At 39.9% G+C, this 22361-nt stretch carries 11 protein-coding genes; 3 read left to right on the forward strand and 8 right to left on the reverse strand.

Annotated features, from left to right (window positions below; all coding sequences use genetic code 11):
• The first annotated feature begins 95 nt into the window (after positions 1–95).
• From U735_RS0119200 to U735_RS0119210, 3 genes are all read left to right on the forward strand, one after another.
• Positions 96–1556, forward strand: coding sequence for a sulfatase (locus U735_RS0119200; protein ID WP_031445361.1), 1461 nt, complete (start codon positions 96–98; stop codon positions 1554–1556).
• 77 nt (positions 1557–1633) lie between these two features.
• Positions 1634–2098: a (2Fe-2S)-binding protein gene (locus tag U735_RS0119205; RefSeq protein WP_031445362.1), complete on the forward strand. Its 465-nt coding sequence runs from the start codon at positions 1634–1636 to the stop codon at positions 2096–2098.
• Between the two features lie 12 nt (positions 2099–2110).
• The gene (locus U735_RS0119210; RefSeq protein WP_031445363.1) at positions 2111–4333 is read left to right on the forward strand and encodes a xanthine dehydrogenase family protein molybdopterin-binding subunit; all 2223 of its coding nucleotides are present in this window, start codon (positions 2111–2113) and stop codon (positions 4331–4333) included.
• Positions 4334–4600: 267 nt separating this feature from the next.
• Here the strand turns inward: U735_RS0119210 and U735_RS0119215 are convergent, their stop codons facing one another.
• The 8 genes from U735_RS0119215 to U735_RS0119250 form a co-directional block, all read right to left on the reverse strand.
• Positions 4601–6367: a hypothetical protein gene (locus U735_RS0119215; RefSeq protein ID WP_031445364.1), complete on the reverse strand. Its 1767-nt coding sequence runs from the start codon at positions 6365–6367 to the stop codon at positions 4601–4603.
• Positions 6354–7595, reverse strand: a complete 1242-nt coding sequence (locus U735_RS0119220; protein WP_051892253.1) for an MFS transporter — start codon at positions 7593–7595, stop codon at positions 6354–6356. Before U735_RS0119220 ends, U735_RS0119215 begins: the two co-directional genes overlap by 14 nt.
• Positions 7595–8644: a glycoside hydrolase family 130 protein gene (locus tag U735_RS0119225; protein WP_031445366.1), complete on the reverse strand. Its 1050-nt coding sequence runs from the start codon at positions 8642–8644 to the stop codon at positions 7595–7597. The genes U735_RS0119220 and U735_RS0119225 overlap by 1 nt, the downstream gene beginning before the upstream one ends.
• 123 nt (positions 8645–8767) lie before the next feature.
• Positions 8768–10252, reverse strand: a complete 1485-nt coding sequence (locus U735_RS0119230) for a RagB/SusD family nutrient uptake outer membrane protein (protein ID WP_031445367.1) — start codon at positions 10250–10252, stop codon at positions 8768–8770.
• A gap of 18 nt (positions 10253–10270) precedes the next feature.
• The gene (locus tag U735_RS0119235) at positions 10271–13315 is read right to left on the reverse strand and encodes a SusC/RagA family TonB-linked outer membrane protein (protein WP_031445368.1); all 3045 of its coding nucleotides are present in this window, start codon (positions 13313–13315) and stop codon (positions 10271–10273) included.
• A gap of 204 nt (positions 13316–13519) precedes the next feature.
• Positions 13520–17725, reverse strand: coding sequence for a hybrid sensor histidine kinase/response regulator transcription factor (locus U735_RS0119240; RefSeq protein ID WP_051892254.1), 4206 nt, complete (start codon positions 17723–17725; stop codon positions 13520–13522).
• A gap of 243 nt (positions 17726–17968) precedes the next feature.
• Positions 17969–19579, reverse strand: a complete 1611-nt coding sequence (locus U735_RS0119245) for a sulfatase/phosphatase domain-containing protein (protein WP_031445370.1) — start codon at positions 19577–19579, stop codon at positions 17969–17971.
• 247 nt (positions 19580–19826) lie between these two features.
• Positions 19827–22184: an alpha-L-fucosidase gene (locus U735_RS0119250; RefSeq protein ID WP_084681121.1), complete on the reverse strand. Its 2358-nt coding sequence runs from the start codon at positions 22182–22184 to the stop codon at positions 19827–19829.
• Positions 22185–22361 lie beyond the last annotated feature (177 nt).

Consider the following 22361-nt stretch of genomic DNA (forward strand, 5'->3'; position numbering starts at 1 on the left):
TACCTAACCCCAAAGTAATTAAAAATTATGCTACTACCTATGGACTTATTATATTTAACTGGATATAAAGTTATATGCCAAATACCTTCCTAAATATGAAGCACTCAATACATCACGCCATTATTGTCGTTTTGGCAATAATCTATTCCATACACTCCTGCAAATCCCCCAAAGAGAACGAGCCAAACAAGGCTCTTCCCAATATAGTTCTAATAAATGTAGATGATTTGGGCTGGAAGGATTTAGGGTTTATGGGCAGTGAGTATTATGAAACACCCCATTTGGACGCTTTGGCAAAAGAAGGTATGGTATTTTACAATGCTTACGCAGGAGCTGCAAATTGCGCCCCCAGCCGCGCCTGCCTCCTATCCGGACTTAATACTCCGCGTCACGGCGTTTATACTGTGAGCCCTTCGGATAGAGGCAATCCAAAGACACGAAAACTTATTCCAATAAAAAACACAGACCACCTAAATGACAGCATATACACACTCCCCCACATGCTAAAGTCGGCCGGATATATTACCGGAAGTTTCGGGAAATGGCACGTAGGGAACGACCCTAAAGAACAGGGGATAGATGTAAATGTTGGCGGAAGTGCCAGAGGAAACCCAGGAAGCGGGGGCTACTTTTCGCCATATAAAATAGATCATATCACCAATGGCCCCGATGGGGAGTATTTAACGGACCGCATTACCAAAGAGGCCATCTCTTTTGTAGAAAAATACAAGGACACCACCTTTTTTCTCTACCTCCCCTACTATACCGTACATACCCCAATTATGGGGAAAGAGGAACTGATTGAAAAATTTAAGGACAAAAAGGGATCCAATGGACAAAATAGGGCCGATTATGCCGCTATGGTGGCCTCTATGGATGAAAACGTGGGCAAACTACTTTCCACACTAAAAGCAAACGGACTGGAAAAGAATACTTTGGTAATATTTACCTCGGACAATGGTGGAATCAGGGCCATATCCGAACAAAACCCCTTACGTGCAGGAAAAGGTTCTTATTATGAAGGAGGAATACGCGTACCTTTACTGATAAAATGGCCTGGAAAAATAGAACCCAATTCCAGCTCTGCCACCCGTGTAAGTAATCTGGACTTTTACCCCACCCTACAAAATATTGTAAGCCCAGAGAAAAAGGCTCTGCTACTGGACGGAATTGACCTTAAACCCATTTTTGAGGACAAAACCCAAGTGGAAAGGGACCTATTCTTTCATTTTCCTATCTACCTTCAGGAATACCAGGGTTTACAGGATGGTAGTCGCGACCCATTGTTCCGTACCCGTCCTGGCTCAGTAGTTATTTCGGGTGATTGGAAACTGCATGAATATTTTGAAGACGGCGCGTTGGAACTTTACCATTTAATAGATGACCCAAGTGAAGAAAATAATGTTGCCGAACAAAATCCGGATAAAACACAGGAACTCCGTAAGAAATTAATGGAATGGCGTGCCACAACCAATGCCAAGGTTCCAAGCCAAAGCAATCCAGAATACGATGCCGCTTTTGAACAACAGAAAATCAAAGAAAAAAGTCTGCGATAAAAATTCCTACTTTCTAGATTGCACGGTCATTTGTTTTAGAAAAGCAATTCATTATCTTAGAAGCTAAACAAATTACCATGCCAACCTACCACCTCAACGTCAACAGTTCCCGAAAAATGGTCGAGACGGAAGCCGACACCCCTTTACTATATGTCCTACGAGACTATCTGGAACTTAATGGTCCAAAATTTGGTTGTGGACTTGCACAATGTGGGTCGTGCAAAATCCTCGTGAACGGAAAGTCCACCAACAGCTGTATGATTCCAATATCCTCTATTGGGGATGCTGAAATAATCACCTTGGAAGGACTTACTACCAATAAAGGTAAGCTACATGCCGTGCAGCAGGCTTTTGTGGACGAGCAGGCTGCCCAATGCGGTTATTGCCTCAATGGTATGGTGATGACCGCGGTTGGACTTTTAAATTCCAACTCAAACCCAGATGAGATGGAAATCAAAACTGCACTGCAGGGTAACCTCTGTCGCTGCGGAACCCATACTAGGATCATCCGAGCTATTAAGACCGCAGCCAAAAGCCTATAATTTAAATCTGCCATGACAGCAATACCACTTACAACCAGAAGAAAATTTATCAAAGACTTGGGCTATATCAGCGTGGGATTTACATTGTTTGGAGCCTGCTCGGGTGTGGAAGACCCCATAATGGCCGCCCGACTAGATTATGATGGGAAACTACCAGGCAGCATGGGCCGTGCCAAAACCGTAAACGCCTGGTTGGAATTATTGGAGGATGGCACTATTAGGGTACTATCTGGAAAAGTAGAATTGGGACAGGGCATCCGCACTGCTATCCAGCAGGTGGCTGCCGAAGAACTGGATATGGATCTGGAGAAGGTACAAATTCATCTGGCAGAGACTGGTGTCACCCCTAATGAGGGCTATACCGGTGCCAGCGCTTCCATTCAGAACAGTGCCATGTCTGTTCGCTATGCAGCAGCTACAGCTAGACAGGAATTATTGCTCTTGGCGAGTAAAAAACTGAATACTGCTGTTGATAATCTATTGCTTTACAACGGCCTAGTTAAATCTAAACAAAACAAAGAATCCTTGACTTTTGCCGAGATACTTGATGGCGAACAGATAGAAAAAGAAGTAATGCTTCCAATTCCCATAAAAGACAACAGGGAACATCGCTATGTTGGCAAAGCCATACCAAGACCAGATATAGAAGAAATGGTAAGGGGGCAGTCGACCTACATTCAAGACCTACGCTTCCCCGGTATGGTGCATGCCAGAGTAGTGAGACCTCCGGGATATACTTCCCAACTGATTTCTTTGGATGACACCGGTTTAAAATCAGAAGTTTCAGGAATCATTAAAACGGTAAGAAAAGGAAGTTTTGTGGGCGTAATTACCGAAAGGGAATACCAAGCTGTAAAGGCAGAACAATATCTGAAGGACCACTCGATATGGACGGCCCCCATACCCTTCCCTAAATCTGAAAATCTCTACGCACATATTAAATTGATTGCCTCCAGCCCGGAAACAGTGAAAAACGAAGGTGATGTGGCAGCAGCATTTGAAGGCAATGAAACCCTTAAAGCAACATATACCAAACCCTATATTAAACACGCCTCTATGGGCCCCGCCTGTGGAATAGCGATGTTTGACGGTGAAATATTGCATATCTGGTCCCACAGTCAAGGAATATATCCCATGAGGGAAGCCCTGGCGACCATGTTGAATATGGAACCCGATAAAATTCATATTACGAGTGTCCCTGGAGCGGGGTGTTTTGGCCATAGCACTGCCGATGATGCCGCCGCCGATGCAGCACTATTGGCCCTGCAACAACCCAACACCCATGTTAGGGTACAATGGTCCAGACATGATGAGCACTTGTGGGATCCCTATGGTCCGGCCATGATCACCGAATTGGAAGCCAGTCTGGATAAAAACAATAAAATAAACTCGTGGAAAACCGAGGTGTGGACCGACTCCCATAGCACACGCCCGAACAAGGATGCCGGAACGGTATTGGCCGCCAGGTATTTGGAAAACCCATACCAGATGAAGTCGAGAGGGTATTTGGGAGGAGGACATAGAAATGCCGATCCATATTACGGCATTCCCAATATTACCGTGAATGCACACTACTATGATGGACCCTTTCGCACATCCTCTTTGCGTAGCCTAGGATCGTTTACCAATATTTTTGCCATAGAATCGTTTATGGACACTTTGGCCGAAAAGGCGGGCCAAGACCCCTTGGAATTCCGACTAAACCACTTGGAAGATAAAAGGGCCATAGGAGTAATCCAAAAAGTGCAAGCCCTTACCAGCGCACAAAATAACGAGGATGGCAAAGGGATTGGGTATGCCTTTATGAGGTATAAAAATACGGACGCCTATATTGCCGTTGCGGCCAAGGTTACGGTGGATAAAAATAACGGTAATGTGGGTCTTATTAAAATGTGGGCAGCTGTAGACGTAGGGGAGGTAATCAATATGGATGGACTCACCAATCAAATTGAAGGCGGGATGATCCAAGCAGCCAGCTGGACCCTAAAAGAGGAGGTAACGTTCAATACAACAGAAATAACTAGTACAGATTGGATAAAATATCCCATTCTAAAATTTTCTGAAGTCCCTGAAGTGGAGGTGGCCATTATAAACCGTCCAAGCGAAGACGCCAAAGGTGCCGGGGAAGTCCCCGTTCCGCCAACGGCTGCGGCAATAGCCAATGCCATCTATAATGCCTCTGCCATACGTATTTATGATCTACCGATAACGCCAGAGAAAATTTTGAAATCCTAAACAGGGAGATGGTCTAGAAAAATCAAGACAGGAGACACCTCTATTTTAGGAATAGCTTTTGATATTACTACCCTAACACCATTAAACTAGGACCTTACCAGGTAATTTCGCTTTCCCAGACTTCAGTCTGATCAGCTTAAAGGCCTGCCCAAGCAGGGATAAATCCGCTTAAAAGACAAAAGGAGCATTCCGTAATTATATAGGAACACTCCTTGGCAGCTATAAAAGCTTCCACATTATGTCAAGGAAGATATTAAATGGGGGAACTTAGTTTATTTCATAACCGTATTTATAATCTATAACAATATCATCGGCATATAATTTACCGTCTTTTTCCTTAACTTTTGCGGATGCCGGTATCATAACCAATAAACGCGAGGACTCCCCTTCAATATTAAAAGTAAAATCGAATTTCGTCTTTTGGGAAATAAACTTACGCTCAACAGCATCGTAAATCTTTAAATCTTTGTCTCCAATTGAGATGATGACCTCTTTACTTTCCGCATTGGGATTGTAATATAAATAACTTGGGTATGCTTCTTCACGATAAAAATCGGTAGCCAATAAATCCAATTGAAGTATATTTTCAATATTGGTTTTGGAAATAATAGCCCCGGCAACACCCACATGACCACTACCGTAAACACTGAATTGGGAAACTTTCGGATTGTCCTTATTCCATTTCATTCCATCACCAATAGCTACTGGTGCCGCTATATCCAAATACAACCCCTCTTCTTCATAATGCGAACTTTTTATAAGGCCTTCATAAGCAATTACGCCTTTAGTGTGTTCTTTCTCTTCAGGTATCGTTTGATGGTCATCCGGTATTTCGTATGGGTAAAACAACCTAGAAGCATTTGCGGCATTTAGCATCCATTTACCGATGGTATTGGCGTACCGTTGATCATAACGCACCAAAGGAACCAGTGGCCACATAGCGTCATAGGTATTCATTAAAAAAGCAAAACCTCCATTATGGGTTGTACTGCCCACTAGCCCGGAAACGTCATATCCATTCCAATTATCCACAAGTACACCCCAACCCTCCCGGCAAGCGGAATTGCCATCAAAGGTCCAATCCAAAACTTCTGAAAAATCATAATTGGTCCCTTGCTCCGCATTCATTCTAGCGGCAACATAAGCCCCAAAAGGCATCAAAATTTCATAGAAATAGTTTTCCTTCTGATTTAAAAGTGCTTCCAAGGATGATTTGGCCCCCTCCAAATATTTTGGATCATTAAATTTTTGGTAAGCTGAATAAAGTACAAAGGCATGACCCGCCGCCGCATCTTGCTGAGTACATATCCATGTCTTATTGGGTTGCATGGTAGCATAATCAAAAAAGGAATAATCGTAGTTACCGTTTAGTACGGAGTCCGCTTCATAAAACTTATCTGCCACTGACTTTAATATGGTATCGTATTCAGTTGCCTGTGGATAAAGATCGGCAACGGCATAGAACATAACATTTGGATAAACATCATACCACCAATCCCTGGCATAGCCACCACCAAGCTGAGCCACTTCGGGTCCGGTATTGTTCATCATTATGTTCCAATTGGTTTCACTATTGTAGTAGTTCTTTAACATCCTTAAATAGTTTTCACCGTTTTGGTTGGTCTTGTCAATGCCCACCAAGCTTGCCCCTAGTACAGACCCAATACTTGCAAGCGATTCGTGAAAAATACCGTCATAATGTTCCTGGCCCTGTCTAACATCGCCCATAGCAGTATAAATCCCGTAGGTTTCTTGGTCAAAATTTTTTCTAGAATTATCCTTCCAAACTAAAGGCCAATATTCCCCTGTTTGATTTTCATCGTATACCTTTTTGTCATAATCTTTTGCCAAGCTGTTAAAATCCAAAATTTTGAAGGGCTTTGGCAGGTTAGGCATGGAATCGATCCTTAGAACACCAACCTGGGCTATCGGATTGGGAACCTCAAACAGATCGGCTTTACTTGCATTTTTACATGAATTAAGTCCAAGAGTTAAAGTTAATAAAAGGACTATATAACGATTAAATATTTTCATTTTCTAGTTTATTTTGTTGCGTTAATAATTGTTTTGCAATTACTATGGCCAATAGTTGCAATGTCCCTATTATTAATAGAGCATATCGTAAAGCGATATCGGCATCACCAAAAAATGCGATACCTAGGAATGTACCAGCTCCTATAAGCCTGCCCACGTACAATCCAAATTCATGATTTAGTATATAGGCAAATTCGTTTCTGTTCTCCAGTTCGGAAAGTAAATCAATAACTTTAAGTTGAATTGGAAAATAGGCTATATCCAAAATAGGTCTAGCGATCAAAAGTAGAAATATAAAAATGATCACTCCAATGGAACTAAACAATAAGGCATTGAACAAGGAAGCCAAAAAGAAACATATTAGACCAAAACTAAAAATAATGTGGCGGTGCTTTGGCTTGGATAATTTCCCTAAAATAAGCATTATAATGGCTGCTATTATTGCTCCTATGGATTGGGCCGTGCCCAATGCCCCTTCCGATGCAAAAAATTTCATCATTAAAATGGCTGGGGCCGTAACTATAAAACCCTGGGCCAACCCTTTTAACAAGGCCATTTGGAGCATTTTATTCCAAAGTTTATGAAACTTGAAATACAGGAACTTCTCGTTCTTCGGCTTTTCGTAGGTTCCAAAATGAAAAATAATTGAAGCAATAATGGTAAAAATAAAGACAGCAACCGTTACAACCTTATATCCTGAATTTACCCCTTCATTAGTACTACCATTGCCAGTCATTAGATACCATCCTATAACAATAGGTACCAAAACTGCGGTGGTGGTATAAAAGAACGTGTCAAGTCCATAATAAAAATTTCTAGTTCTATCCGATGTAGTCGCAAGTACTAGATAATCCCTATTGGACCAATAAAGACCAAAAGACATCCCCATTATAAGTCCAGCCGAAACCAATCCTGAATAAGAAATCTCTTTTAGCGACATCATAAAAACCATGGATACCCCGCTTAGCAACATCCCCAAAGAAAATAATCTTTTAATGTTTACACGGTTAAGTAAATACCCGTTAATATAAAAAGTAATGGGTATACCCGTATATATGGCCAATTGATACAACATCACCTTTGATGGATCATTGGAGTTCCTCATGATGTAGGATGCCACAAAAATATCTATAACAGGCATAACAAATGCATAGACCAAATTTGTTAGGATCAATATTTTAGCACTCCTTGAAAAATCCTTTATTCCAATTTTAGCAACAACTCCCATTATTTCTTAAGTGATTTTAGTATTGATTCGATAGAAAGAGTTGCCAGGCATACGTGTTCATCCGAAGCTCCGTAGTAAACACTTATTTCGTCCCCATTCACCAAATGGCCGTTGGTAAAAACTACATTGCCAAAAAAACCTGTTTTTTCATACTCGGCCAATGGTTCCATTATAGGTTCCTCAGACCTTGCAATTACAATTGAGGGATCCTTTAAATCCAGCAACAAAGCCCCCAAACAATATCTATTTTTTTCCGTTGCCCCATGATAGATAGCCAACCACCCATCTTTGGTTTTAATAGGTGAGGCTCCAGCCCCTAGCCTTTTGCTATCAAATTTGGAGGTTCTGGTTTTGGAAATGCATTTGTGATTTCCCCAATGAATACCATCAGGCGATTCAGCTATCCAAATATAATTACCGCCCAATTCCGGACTACTAGGCCTATGCAGCGCATAGAACTTATTATTAATTTTTTCTTCAAAAATGGTACAGTCCTTATTGTGCGGACTAAATATCATGCCTTTCTTATCAAAATCCTTCCAATCCCTGGTAGTTCTCAACCCTACACCCACCCCATTGGGGCTGACCATGGTATATGTCAGGTAATAGACCCCATCAACTTTTGAAACCCTACAGTCTTCAATACCATAACTTTCGTATTCCCCTTCACCGAACAGTGCCGGATATTCCTCCAGCTCTGAGAATGTTATTCCATCATCGCTAAAAAGTAATCTAAGATGGGAAATGGTAGTTAGGTAATCCACTCCGTCATAATTGATGACCCTGGCATCTGAAGCATCCAACTTGGGGTCATCCAGCTTAAAATCCAAAATTTCTACCTTTCCAAAATCGTTATAAAAAGGGACGGATATTAGACCGTCTTTTTTGACAGTTCTTTCGGCAACACGAACTAGTAGTCCAATTTTTCCATTAAATTCGAATGTCCCCGGATTAAGCAAACATTCAATAAGCATATTCTTATTGCTTGGCTTTAAATCTTTGGGCGACAATAATGGATTTTCACTATATCTATTTGCAATATCTGTCATATTCCGTTCAGTTCTAGGTTGGGTAAAGTTTTTGAAAAGAGAAGTAGTATATAGAATTCATACTACTTCTCAACTCCAACAAAACTTAACAATCAACTCAATAATTTATGTTTTTGATTTGTTTTAATAACCTGGGTTCTGGGTAATTGTTCCTCCAGACTTATCAATATCCCTTTGTGGTATTGGGAATAAATAATTATAGTCTTGGAAATTTCTCCCCAAATCGGATAATACGGTTTTTGCCGTTCCCCATCTTTTTAAATCATTGAACCTATGGGATTCAAAACCTAGCTCCACTCTTCTTTCAGACATTATCCATCCTAAAATTTCGACTGCATTTGTTGACGCAGGTCTATCTGTTAATGTACCTAGAGGTACTATAGAACCGTCTGCAGTAGCGCTGTTCCTAGCCCTAGTTCTAATTTGGTTTATAATGTCGACCGCTCCTACATAATCCCCTGTTTCATTGAGTGCTTCTGCTTTCCATAGCAGGACATCGGCGTAGCGGATATAGACTTTATTGCCATAATCTATCATATCTGTGGTAGATCCTATTATCTTGAAAGAACGTTTATCGTCAGGATTGGCAGTAGTGGTATATAGCAATCTTGGGTCATTTGCTTCAAAGGCCGCCACAAAATCATCCGTTGGTGCAAAAAATCCCCAACCAATAACAAATCTCAATCCATTAGTATTGTTAGGCGTTTCGTCTGAACGATGATCGTAGGCAAAAATCACTTCATTGTCAGCGAATTCCATTTCGGCGTTAAAACTATCAAAATAATTAGCATTAAGACTGTAATTTCCAAGGGCATCCAATTCCGCAATCGTGCTTAGCACCGAGGACCAATTCTCATTAAATAATGCAACTTTTGCCTGCAATGCAATTATGGCTCCTTTGGAAACTCTCCATGGTTCTGCCGGATCGGGGTACTTGGCGTTGGTTGCCAATGATTTTGCCAGGGCAATATCGGAGTTCACCTGGTTCATAACCTCTTCTTTTGGTGCTCTAATGGCTACGGCCAAGGCTTCCTCAAAAGAATCTGGAGTTGCACTAATTAAAGGTACATCGCCAAAATTATTCACTAAATCAAAATAGTAGTAGGCCCTTAAAAAATGTGCTTCTGACAAAAGTTGATTTTTTCGGGCATCGGTCATGCCTGCCGATTGGACGGTAGCCGCATCGGATAAAAACCCTATTGCCAAATTGGCCCTGTTTATTCCAATATAGTCATAAACCCAAATTCCGTTAAAAGCTTGGTTTTCCGGTGTAAAAGTGTAGTTGCCCACTTCATCCATCCAGGGCTGATCTCCATCCGGATTCCATTTTTTATTCATGTCATTGGATGCGATATCCTGCAATACAATGTCATTTCTAAATACGGTCCCCAAATCCCATCTCCAACCTGGAATAACACCGTTCAGAGTGTTTTTTAAAGGTTGGTATATTGAGCTTACCGAAGCTTCAAGGGTCACCAAAGCCAAGTCATTGTCCACGATGTCCTCCGTTAGTAGCCCAATTGGCTCTTTTTCCAATTCATCCATACAACCCACTGCAAGTGATGATATGAAAAGGACAATTAGTATTCTGTTAAATATATTTTTCATGATTACTATTTTTTTAAATTAAAATTTAACGTTTACACCAAACATGAAGGATGTAGAAAGTGGGTAGGTACCCTTATCTACTAAATCCGATGCTTCGGGATCCAAACCTGTATAATTGGTAGAGGTAAGGAGATTTCTACCGGATATATAAAGTCGTGCGCTGTCAAACCCTTGAACGCCATCTATGGTATAGCCAATTTCAATATTTTTCAAACGGAAATAGGATGCGTCTTCAACAAAAATACTTGAGACCTTGCTACTACCATTATCCTCAAAAGCAACCCTTGGAATACTATTGGTGCTGCCTTCTCCGTCCCAAGCCCCTAAAATAGCCGCGGTGTAATTAAAAGGCCTTGTATCAAAATCTATGATCTTTTTCCCGTCATTATACCTGTCAATACCCTCTACTCCCTGAAAAAGCATGGACATGTCAAATCCTTTGTATTCTCCTGTTAGGAAGATACCATAGGTAAGATCCGGGATAGAGGATCCTATAAATTCGCGATCAAAATCCGGACTTATTTTCCCATCCCCATTAATATCCTTGAACCTAATGTCCCCTGGTTTGGAATTCCCTTCCAAAAATAAATGACTATCTATTTCTGCCTGATTCTGGTAAATCCCTTCCATTCTATATCCGTAATAAGCATCCAAAGGCTGACCAACTACCGTTCTGGATTCGTTATTGACTATATTGGGCACATTTGGATGCAATTTTTCAACATTATTTGTTACTGTTGAAAGGTTAGCGTTGATATTATATTTAAACTCTCGTTCTGAATTTCTAAAATTGACTGAAAATTCAAATCCCTTATTGCTCACCTCACCGGCATTGACTATGGTTGGCTGCAAATCGCCAAGGAAACCAGGTAAGCCTATAGGTAACAATATGTCCGTTGTGCTTTTGTCAAAATATTCCGCTGTAACACCGACTTTGTTATTAAAAAGACCCAAGTCGATTCCAAAGTTGGCCTGAGTGGTAGTTTCCCATTTTAGATCGGGATTACCATAGCGTACTTTTCTAACAATGCCTTCCGTTTGTTCTATTAATTCAGCGTAAGTGTAATTGTCTATATTTTGATTCCCCAGTTGACCCCAACTAGCTCTTAATTTTAAATCGGACAGCCAATCTACTTCGCTTAAAAAATCCTCCCTTGATAGTGTCCAACCTCCAGAAACCGATGGAAAATATCCCCATCGATTATTTTCGGCAAACCTTGATGAGGCATCCGCTCTTAAATTGGCGGTTATCATGTATTTATTGTCATAGGAATATGTAGTAGACCCAAAATAGGAGAACAGAGCAGATTCAGTACCTGCACCTGCGTTATTTTCGTCCAAGCCTTCACCTCCATAGGACAAATATCTAAACTCGTCTATGGAATATGGGAAACGCGCCCTGCTGGCAACGATGTCCGACTCTGTCTGTGTAACATATTCGGTACCGACCATAGCACTGAAGTCGTGTTTTTCACCGAACGACTTATTGTAATTTAAGGTATTACTAAAAGTTAGGGCCAAAGATTCCCCTCTTCTTTCACTTAGATTATTGGGCCTGTTCCTTCTTCCCAATCCTTGATCTATTGCACTTCCACCACCATCATCATCTCCGTAATTCTCATTAAATGTTTTGTCATGAAAAAAGGTAAGGTCTACCCCTACATTGGATCTAAAGGTTAATTCTTTATCCTTTAAAAAAGAATACTGACCATATATGTTGCCGAAAGTTTTGAATATTCTGGTCTGGTCATCTGAAAAATAAGCTTGCGCAATGGGATTTCCGACCATTTCGTACATAGTTCTGTTCAATCCTTGATCATAACCGGTAGCTGTAAAGAAAGGCATATCGGTAAAAGGATCTCTTTCGGAATAGGTTGGATCATTTACATCTTTAAAAACGGGTATTACGGGAGCCCTTAACAGCGCAAATCGTATTAAACTTTCTCCTGTAGAAGGAACTTTGTCCTGGGTTGATGAAGACAATTGAACATTGGTCCCAATCTTTAATCTATCCGTTAGGTCGGCGTTGATATTAGATCTAAAATTCAATCTTCGGAATTTGTCATTATCATAAACCACTATACCATTTTCCCCATAGTATCCCAAGGATGTCAAAAATTGAACATTTTCACTACCTCCGCTGGCAGACAACTGTAGGTTTTGGGAACTTCCTCCCTCGAAGAGTTCATCCAGCCAATCGGTATCACCAAAATCTGCCCTGCCCCTATCCGCAGTATATGGATTTGCTCCGGTATATGTATTGTTCCAAGCTTTCTCAGTAGTGTTTATATATTGTTCGGCATTGAGCATGGTAGGTAAGTTTGAAGCGGATTGAACACCATACCAGTACTCGGCCTCAAGCTTCATTTTTCCTGCTGAACCACTTTTAGTGGTAATCAGGACAACACCAGCAGATGCCCTTGAACCGTAGATGGATGCAGCCGCAGCATCTTTTAAAACCGACATGGTTTTTATATCGGACTGGTTCAAAAAGGTAATATCCCGAGACGGTACCCCATCCACAATATATAATGGATCGTTATTTCCAATAGTACCTACTCCACGGATACGAACTTGAATCCCACCACCTGGGGCTCCGCTACTGGAGGCAACCTGTACCCCAGCAACTTGCCCCTGTAATGCTTGGGCAACATTGGAGGTTCTGGCTTTGTTCAAATCATCCACATCCACTACGGAAATTGCCCCGGTTAAAGTAGATTTCTTTAAAGTGGAATACCCTACAAGAACAACTTCATCCAAAGCATTTGCATCTACGGACATGGTAACATTAATTTGGGTTTGTCCATTGACCGGAATCGCCTGGGTCTTATAGCCTATATAGCTAAACAACAATACCGCATTGGTATCCACATTCGAAATGGTGTAATTGCCGTCAAAATCTGTAGAAGTTCCTATGGAGGTTCCTTCTATAATTACGTTTACCCCTGGCAGGGGACCTTCATCATCCGAGACGACGCCGGTAATGTTTTGTGCCAGCAGGGAGCTTCCAAAAAGAATGGCTCCGAGAAAAGTTAGCTTACTAATACAATTTTTCATCATCATAAGAATTGTTTTAAATTTGGTTAATCAAGTTGAGCACTTTTTTTACTCCTAAAAGCAAGTCGGAATAAATTATAACCTGCCTATAAATAGCCAGTTTCAAGTTGAAGTAAAATTAGAAGTAGGGTACACCAAAATGTGTACACTATTTAATCAAAAGTGTACACCAAATTGTAAAACGTTTAAAATGAGAAGATTACATATGTTCTACAAACTAGACATAGCCTTAAGCTGATAATTTTTTGGAGTGATACTATACATTTTCTTAAATTCCCTATAAAAATAGGAACGGTTGTTGAACCCGGATTGATAGCAAACCTCCGAGACCGTAAGTGTATTTTTTCTCAAGAGCGCCGCCGCATGTTTTAATCTTACGGTTCGTATAAGGTCCCCGGGAGAAAAGCCGTATATATATTTAATTTTTCTATAGAGCTGTGAACTACTAATTCCTAATTCTTTCTCTATGAACAAACTTTGAAGGTTTTCATTTTCTATATTGTTATGAATAATTTTCAAAACCTTTTTCATGAAGTCCTTATGTTCATCATGCTCTAAAACATTCGTAAAGCTATCCATTGGTGTTTCCTTGGATAGATATTTTAGCATCACCTCCTTTTCTTCCAGGAGATTTTGAACTTTCACCTGCAAATAATCTGGATGAAAGGGTTTGGGAATATATGAATTTGCTCCACTTTCCAATCCTTCAATACTATGAATGACAGAATTTTTGGATGTAAGCATAATAAAAGGAATATGACATGTAAGGTTGTTGTTCCTTATTTTTTTACATAATTCCATTCCATCCATTTCCGGCATCATAAGGTCACTTATAATCAGATCTGGCATTTCCTTTTTCATTAATTCCAAAGCCTCGGCCCCATTATTGGCTGTTAGAACATTATATTTATCTATCAATAGTTCTTTTAAAAATACCCTTACATCTTTTTCGTCCTCAACAATCAAAACAATTTTACGTTTATTTTGAAGAACATCAAGTGATGTTAATTTATTTGAAATATCTTCAGAATTGCCAGATCCATCTTCCAAAATGTTTTTTAGGTGATAGGATATATTTACCTGCCCGGAATGCTCTTCCAATTCAGTATCCTTAAAGCTCCCCTTGTTACAGGGAAGCAAAACCTTAAATGAGGTCTCTTTCTTGACTTCGCTCGTAACCGTAATCTCACCTTTCAAAACTGTCACCAAACTTTTTACATATGCCAATCCTATCCCAGTCCTAAACTTATCGGTATCCGTATCCTTACTCTCATCCAACAATACAAATCTTGTAAATACGCGCTCCAATTTTTCTTTGGCAATACCCTCTCCAGAATTGGATACTATAATATTAAGAATATCGTAATCGTCCTCAATAAATAACTTTAGATTAATATTTCCATTTTCTGGAGTATATTTAAAGGCATTGGACAAAAGGTTAAATACGATCTTCTCAATTTTATCCTTGTCGAACCACCCCTGCAATAAGGATGGCATTTCCAATTCGTATTCAATATTTTTCTGAATGGCCCATTCATCAAATAATTCGGCAATTTGCTCTATTAAATTCACTAGATCGAATTGCTTTACTCGCACCTCCACATAATTGCTTTCCGCTTTTCTAAATTCGAGTAATTGTTGTGTTAAAAAGAGTAATCTAGATGAGTTCCTTTCTATCATATTTATAAACCTCTGGTTCTTTTCACTTAAACCCACCATTTCTGATAGTTTTTGAACAGGTCCGGTAATCAAAGTCAAAGGAGTTTGGAATTCGTGTGCTACATTGGTAAAGAAAGTAAGACGGTTTTGATGAATTTCTTCTTCTCTTTTTTGATTGATAATATTTTGTTTTAAAGATTGTTTTTTTTGATAGTAACTGTAAATCAAAACAAGCAATAGAAGGAAAAGTAGCAAATAGACAGCGTATGCCACATTTGTTCGCCAAATAATGGGATCGATCTTAATATCTATTGCTTTTGTGGGATTGCTCCAAATACCATCGCTATTGGTCCATTTTAACAATAGTGAATATTTACCAGGTGGTACATTCGTAAAGGAAATATTTCTTCGGTTGTTGATGTACACCCATTCGTTGTCAAAACCTATAAGCTGATAGGCATATGTGCATTTTTCACTGTGAATAAAGGTTAGGGCTGCAATGTCAATGTCGAAATAATTCTCATCGTGCTCCAAATTAATAGATGGAAAGCTGTTGCCGTTTGGGGAGACCACCAGATTTTGATAGTATGGCTCCTTCATATTTTGACCACTTATTTTATCAATAAGAATATCGGGAACAAACGGATCTTCTTCTATTTCCGAAGGCAAAAAATAGTTAAATCCTTTAATTCCCCCCATAAATACGTAATCAGAGTCGGCACCTTTATAAAAGGCTCCATCCGCAAACTCATTGTTTTGTAAACCCTCATTTTCGGTAAAATTGATAAATCTGGATTCATCGACTACAAAATTGGAAAGACCATAATTAGTGCTTATCCAGAGGTTTGATTTTTTGTCGGAAATAATTCCATGGATAGTATTATTCGGCAGGCCTTCATTTACGGTATAACGTCTAAAATATGCTTCCCCATCACTTCCTATTTCCTGCAATAAATTCAACCCGAAACTTGTCCCTACCCATAGATTATCTTTTAAATCATTATAGAGGCATAAAATATCATCATTGGATAGGCTGCGCAGTTCGTTCCTTTTATTTTTGAAAACCTGGAATGAGTCTGATTCCTTATTAAAAAGGTTCAACCCCCCTAACCGTGTACCTATCCATAGTTCCCTGTCGTTCCTTGGAAGGATTGAGAAAATAATATTACTGCTTAGCCTGTTTTCTTCATATTCCCCTGCGACATACTTCTTGAATTCAGAAACTTTTAGTTTATCTCCATAGCGCTGAATCTTCAGGCGAATCATTCCATAACCATTGGTACCCAACCATATAAAGCCATTTTTATCCTGAAAAATAGCATAGGTCGACTTAAAGTATTCACACTGATTACTTTGCAAGATTTGGGACCAATTTACAAGTTTTGACCTTTTCAAATCAAAAACATCAATTCCCTCTCCATCCGTTCCGATAAAAATTAAGTCATCTTGTCCTTTATGCAATGCATAAACTGAATTGTTGATCCCGCTATTATTTTGATTATAATTTTCATACGGCAAGGACTCATTTGAATTCTCATAAAATTGGGGAGGAAAGCGGAACAATCCTTTTCCTTTAGTGCCTATCCAAAAAGAATTTCCCTCAGACTCTGTAAATGTTCTAATAATACCATCACTGAATTCCGGAACTTGCGACTTGGTAACTAAATGAAAGGATTTTCTGAGCGGATATAACTTAAAAATACCCTCCCCATCGGTACCTACCCAAATAACGTTTTCATTACCTTGAAAGACAGTAGTTATCTTTTGCTCTTTAAGATATTTTTGCCAAGGAAGATTTACTCTTTTTCCTAAACTATCAATAATTAAAAACTCCGATTTATTGGACAGTAGGAGTCCCTCGGATATAGATCCTATTATGTTTTTAACATTCCTTTCATCAACTTCAACCGATCCTTGATCCAACAATGAGGAAATGTCCATCTCACCTGTCTTTGAGATAATACATAACTTTTCATTTTGTAGGATTTCGAACCCATTTACATTTTCAGCAACCAACTCACTATTTGATATCCTTTTTTGAGCATTTTCCCCGGGAGTTATTTCCAATTGGTACAATTCACTATTGTCATATAGAAGAAGTAGATCCCCTGAAGGTGTGAACACCATCTTTTTAACCGCCTCGGAGGGAAGATTAAAAGAATTCAATTGTATAAAACCATCCTCGAAAAAGTAGCCTATACCCCAGTCCTTTATTGCACAGAATACTGTTTTGGAGGAATCCAAAGCAATCGTAAATTCTGATTCCGAGACTGGAGGGTTGTTTATTCTTGAAAAATAAAAACGCCTAAAGGTATTTGTTCTCTTATCATAACTATTTATTCCATGAATGGTCGACACCCATATTTGACCCGTCTTGTCCTCAAGAATATTAAGTATTACCTGATTACTTAAGCTATTCTCATTATTCAATTCGGGGCGAAATATTTTGAATTTACTCCCGTCATAGCGATTTAAGCCATCCCAGGTCCCAATCCAAAGCAAGTTGTCCGAATCTTGAAAAATTGCATTGATGGAACTGTTTGATAGGCCGAGGGAATTATCTATTTGCTGTAATTTGTATTTTCTTTCTGGATGGATTAGAGCACTTTTTGGGTTATTTTGGCTAGCTGCAGAGGAATTATTCCAAATTTTAATCGTAGAATTATCGGAATTAGAAGTTGCATTTTGAGCAAAACCGATCGTTGTGCAAAAAATAAAAACGAATAGGGGGGTTGTTCTTACATTAAAAAATCGCATAAAACAATATAAACTAAAAATGATAAGGAATAAGGGCAAGAATTAAGAAAATCGTAAAATAGGCACGAATATAACCTGATTTTGGCTTTAAAACATCCCCACAGCCATTTTAATGAAAATCTTCAACAGTTATCTTTGCCCTACCAACCAATTTCTTATGTAACAATGAATAAGCCATTTAACAAAAAAATTGGGCGGGATTATACCCCGCCTAATTTTTAAGAGTGCCCTAAATGAGTGTTTCTAATACTTCTTGCTCTGTTCAACATACTTATCATCCAGCTCTTTGGAATCCTTATATTTTACCCTAAGCTGGGCGAGTTTTTCCTTGAGCTCTTTCACGATTTCCGCATATTCCGGATCATCATAAACATTGTTCAATTCCTTTGGATCTTTTTTGCGATCATATAATTCCCATTCATCTACATCATAATAAAAATGGGCCAGTTTGTATTCCTTGGTCACTATACCGTAATGGCGTTTTACCATATGCACACTGGGATATTCATAATAGTGGTAATAAACGGCTTCCCGATTCCATTGGTCAGATTTTCCTTTTAACAATGGCATAAGGCTTTCACCTTGCATATCTTCCGGTGCAGTGATTTGGGCCGCCTCCAAAAAGGTTTGGGCAAAATCCAGATTCTGTACCATTTCCTCCTCTGTGGTTCCCTGTTTAATTTCATTGGGCCAACGGATCAACAAGGGAGTCTTAAAGGACTCATCGTAAATAAAGCGCTTGTCGAACCAACCATGCTCCCCTAAATAGAACCCTTGGTCTGAGGTGTAGACCACTATGGTATTTTCGGCCAAGCCATTCTCGTCCAAGTAATCCAGTACCCTGCCCACATTGTCATCCACAGAGGAAATACTTCCCAAATAGTCCTGCATATACCGCTGGTATTTCCATATCATTTTTTCCTCGTCCGTCATGGTAGGCCATTTCTCTTTAAATTCTTGGTTTATTGCGTCTATAATAGGTTTGTACTGCCTCTTTTGTTCCTCGTTTCCGCGATTGAATTCATTGTTCACATCGGCTTGGGACCCTTCAACAAATGGCTCCACGTCTCCCATGGCCTCCAAGGTTTCTGGCCATATCTTGCTGTCATGACTATATTGCATATGGTACAACAAATTCATTTCGGCAGTTTTGGCAGCGGTACCTCTATTGGAATAATCATCAAATAAAGTTTCCGGTAGGGGAAAGGTTTTTTGGGTGTACTCCTTAAACTTATCTGCCCTTGGCCACCAAGGTCTGTGCGGGGCTTTGTGCAAATACATTAAAAAGAAGGGCTTGTTGGGATCGCGTTTTTTATCCAACCATTCCAAACTCATATCCGTAATGATATCCGTTACATAGCCAGTAATAGTGGTATCTCCCTTTTGGGTAATAAAGTCGGGGTTAATATAATGTCCTTGGCCCGGTAAGATCATAAAATCGTCCACTCCCTTGGGATTGTTCCCAAAATGAAGCTTCCCGAACATGGCCGTTTGGTACCCCGCCTTCTGAAAAATTTGCGGAAAGGTAACCTGGGTGGTATCAAAGGGATTGTGATTATCTATTTTCCCATTAATATGGGTATGTTTTCCGGTAAGTATAGTGGCCCTGGAGGGTGCACAGATAGAATTGGTAACGCTGGCATTTCTGAACAACATGCCCTCCTTGGCCAAACGATCAATATTTGGGGTTTGTATCAAATGATCGCTATAGGCACTAATGGCCTGATAGGCGTGATCATCGGACATGATAAACAGGAAGTTGGGCTTCAGTGGCTTCTGCTCTTCTTTCTCTGCACAGCTATGCAAACTCAAAAGACATAATGTAAAAAGGGAAAATAATGGTAGTACTTTCATAAAGAATGATGGTTTAAATAAGATCACTAATATAGGAAACAAAAAATATATTTGATTTTGACTTAAGGTCTTACAAAAATTAAAGAACCAGCCAAAACTGTATGCCCTTCTAACGGAACCTCTTTAATTTCTTCCTTCGGAAATCGAATAGATACACGGTGAATAAGAATGGGATAATTTTATGAAACAACCTTTTTATGTTGAAAATACGGTACTCTTTAGATTTTTTCACCATTAAATAAACCAATTAAAAATCAGCATCATAAATGGTAAAGCTTCGAATAGCACCTTTATGTTCCACGCTCTTATAGGAAAGCCTAAGTTTATTTGTTCTGATTTTTTCAAATGTCTGAATTCGTTTCCTTCCAACACTTTGTCCTTTTGCGATACTTACCCATTTCCCCTTAATATAGGCTTCCACATTGTACTCCTTTATAAATTGTCCTAACCGCAGTTGTTCTTCAATTACCAAAAGGTTGATGGTTTTCTTTTTAGGAAGATTAATAAAAATTTCACTGTTCTGTGAAAGATCTGTTGATTCTGCCCTGCCCATGGGGTTGGAATACACTTTGTCTATTGATACACCCAAATCCTTTAATCGTTGTACTTCCGGTTCAGGAATTAATCCATTGGTATCCGGTGTCATATTGATTAGGATATTGGACCCTCTGCCTATGGTTTCCAGATATACTTTTTTTAAGTAGTCCAAACTCCTTAAAGTACTATCGGAATTAGGGGTCCAAAACCACTTCTCCCTAGGATGTATATTGGCCTCAGCTGGTATCCAACCTGCATTTTGCGGCCCTACCCAGTGGTCAAATCCCTCCCCGGGCTCCAGAACATTCCAAAGCGGGTAAGCAGCCCAACCTTGCTCGCTGCCCGACCATCGCACATCTGGTTTTGTACCGCCCATAACCACCGCATTGGGCTGCAAATGTTCCACCATAGTTCTAATGGCATCGCCATAAGCGGTACCTAATGGCTTCATGGTTTTGGGATCCACAACATCCCAGCCGAAAGGATCATAGGCACCATCAAACCACACATAAGATACTTCACCATAGTTGGTCAACAATTCCCTCAATTGTTCCAGAAATACAGGGAAGTATTGATGAATATCACCTACCAACTTTCTTTCCCCTTGGGGATCGGGAGTACTGGTTACCCCAAAATGTTTATCCCCTCCAGATATATATAGTCCAATTTTAATATAATTGTTCCTACAGGCCTCAACAAATTCCGCAACAACATCTCCCTTACCATTTTTCCATGGTGATTTTTTAACGGAGTAATCAGTGGTTTTCGTGGGCCATAAACAATACCCATTATGGTGTTTGGCAGTTAGAACAATGTGTTTTGCCCCAAAGGATTTGGCCGTCTTTACCCATTGTTCGGCATTTAATTGCGACGGATTAAAAAGATCCGCAGCCGGCACACTCATAAAATCCGATGCTATATACGTAGCTGGACCAAAGTGAACAAAAGCACCCATCTGTCTTTCTTGATAGTCTAATTGCTGGGGAGTAGGTTTTCTGCGTATCCCTATATTGGAAGCTTTGGTATTCTCCAGATTGTTCTGGGGCGATATCAGAACCGGAGTCCAATCCCCTTCATGTTCTGGGGGCTCTGAGGAATCTTCATCGGTTTTTTTAAAAAAATGCTCAAATAATTGTCTGGGTGCCCCATCATAGGTTGCCCATTGTAAATCTCCTGCTGTAGTCTGGTCACTTCCTGTAAAATAAAGAATAGTTCGCCCTTCAAAATAGCACAGTTCAACATCGGAAGCATTACTTTCACTAATACTTGGGTCTATTAAAGGAATATTTTTATGGGTAGGATCAAAGCTTATAAATGGTCTCCCAGCCGGTGCATCCTCCCAATGAACCAAATCTTTGGAGCGTGTAATTCGGGTTTCATATCCAGGCTTCAAAGCCTCCAAATAAAGTGTATAATACCAGTCCCCTTCGTAATATAGGGCAGGGCCGCCCACATATTTATCCACACCATACAGGGCTTCGGGAATTGCTTCCCATTTTGTAAGGTCGGTCGATTTCATATACCTGAAGGTAAACGGCTTCCACCGCTTATCATTGGTTTCATAAAGCAGAATAAACTCATTTTTGCCCCGGCAGACTGCAGTGTTAAAAAAAAATTCTCCCTCGGCCGCCCGCAGTACCACTTGGGGTTTGGTCCAATTTTTTAGATCTGAAGAACTTGTCATGGTAATCTCTGTAATATGCCGCCAAGGCTTGCCCTCTCCGTAGTTACCGGCAAAAACATAAACACGATCGTTCCAAACCAGAGCGGTACCAAACCCGTGGTTCTTTAATGGCACCGAAACAATATTGCCGGATTCCACCTCCCTGATACGTACCTCATCCTCATGAAAATAATCCCCTGGCTTGGTCCCTGCAATGTCCCAAAACCGCTGGTTATTCTCCAAGAGGTAAAGTTTGTTCCCAAAAACAAAGGGGGAGGTTTCTACCAAGGGAGACCCCAGTCGCCCCCTCTTTTGAATAGGATTTTGAAAGGTATTTTGGGCCAACGAAGTACCGCCCAGCAATGCCATCATTAAACCACAAAGGATATGTTTAAATAAGACCATAATATGATTATTTATAGAAAATAAAGCTAAGGCTAAAACCAGTAATTATCTACATAGATTTAACCTTATAACAATGTATTTTTTACCCAACCATATATACTATTGGCCTCTATCAAAAATTAATGGTCCTCCAAAACTATTGTAAACCAATACCTTTTTTAAACAGAAAAAAGGGCG

The organism is Arenibacter algicola (assembly GCF_000733925.1).
In the GTDB taxonomy this organism is placed as follows: domain Bacteria; phylum Bacteroidota; class Bacteroidia; order Flavobacteriales; family Flavobacteriaceae; genus Arenibacter; species Arenibacter algicola.

Coding starts and splice junctions, on each gene's coding strand:
- U735_RS0119205 (WP_031445362.1), top strand. CDS start 1,634: ATGCCAACCTACCACCTCAACGTCAACAGTTCCCGAAAAATGGTCGAG.
- U735_RS0119210 (WP_031445363.1), top strand. CDS start 2,111: ATGACAGCAATACCACTTACAACCAGAAGAAAATTTATCAAAGACTTG.
- U735_RS0119250 (WP_084681121.1), bottom strand. CDS start 22,184: ATGGTCTTATTTAAACATATCCTTTGTGGTTTAATGATGGCATTGCTG.
- U735_RS0119235 (WP_031445368.1), bottom strand. CDS start 13,315: ATGATGATGAAAAATTGTATTAGTAAGCTAACTTTTCTCGGAGCCATT.
- U735_RS0119245 (WP_031445370.1), bottom strand. CDS start 19,579: ATGAAAGTACTACCATTATTTTCCCTTTTTACATTATGTCTTTTGAGT.
- U735_RS0119240 (WP_051892254.1), bottom strand. CDS start 17,725: ATGCGATTTTTTAATGTAAGAACAACCCCCCTATTCGTTTTTATTTTT.
- U735_RS0119225 (WP_031445366.1), bottom strand. CDS start 8,644: ATGACAGATATTGCAAATAGATATAGTGAAAATCCATTATTGTCGCCC.
- U735_RS0119215 (WP_031445364.1), bottom strand. CDS start 6,367: ATGAAAATATTTAATCGTTATATAGTCCTTTTATTAACTTTAACTCTT.
- U735_RS0119200 (WP_031445361.1), top strand. CDS start 96: ATGAAGCACTCAATACATCACGCCATTATTGTCGTTTTGGCAATAATC.
- U735_RS0119220 (WP_051892253.1), bottom strand. CDS start 7,595: ATGGGAGTTGTTGCTAAAATTGGAATAAAGGATTTTTCAAGGAGTGCT.
- U735_RS0119230 (WP_031445367.1), bottom strand. CDS start 10,252: ATGAAAAATATATTTAACAGAATACTAATTGTCCTTTTCATATCATCA.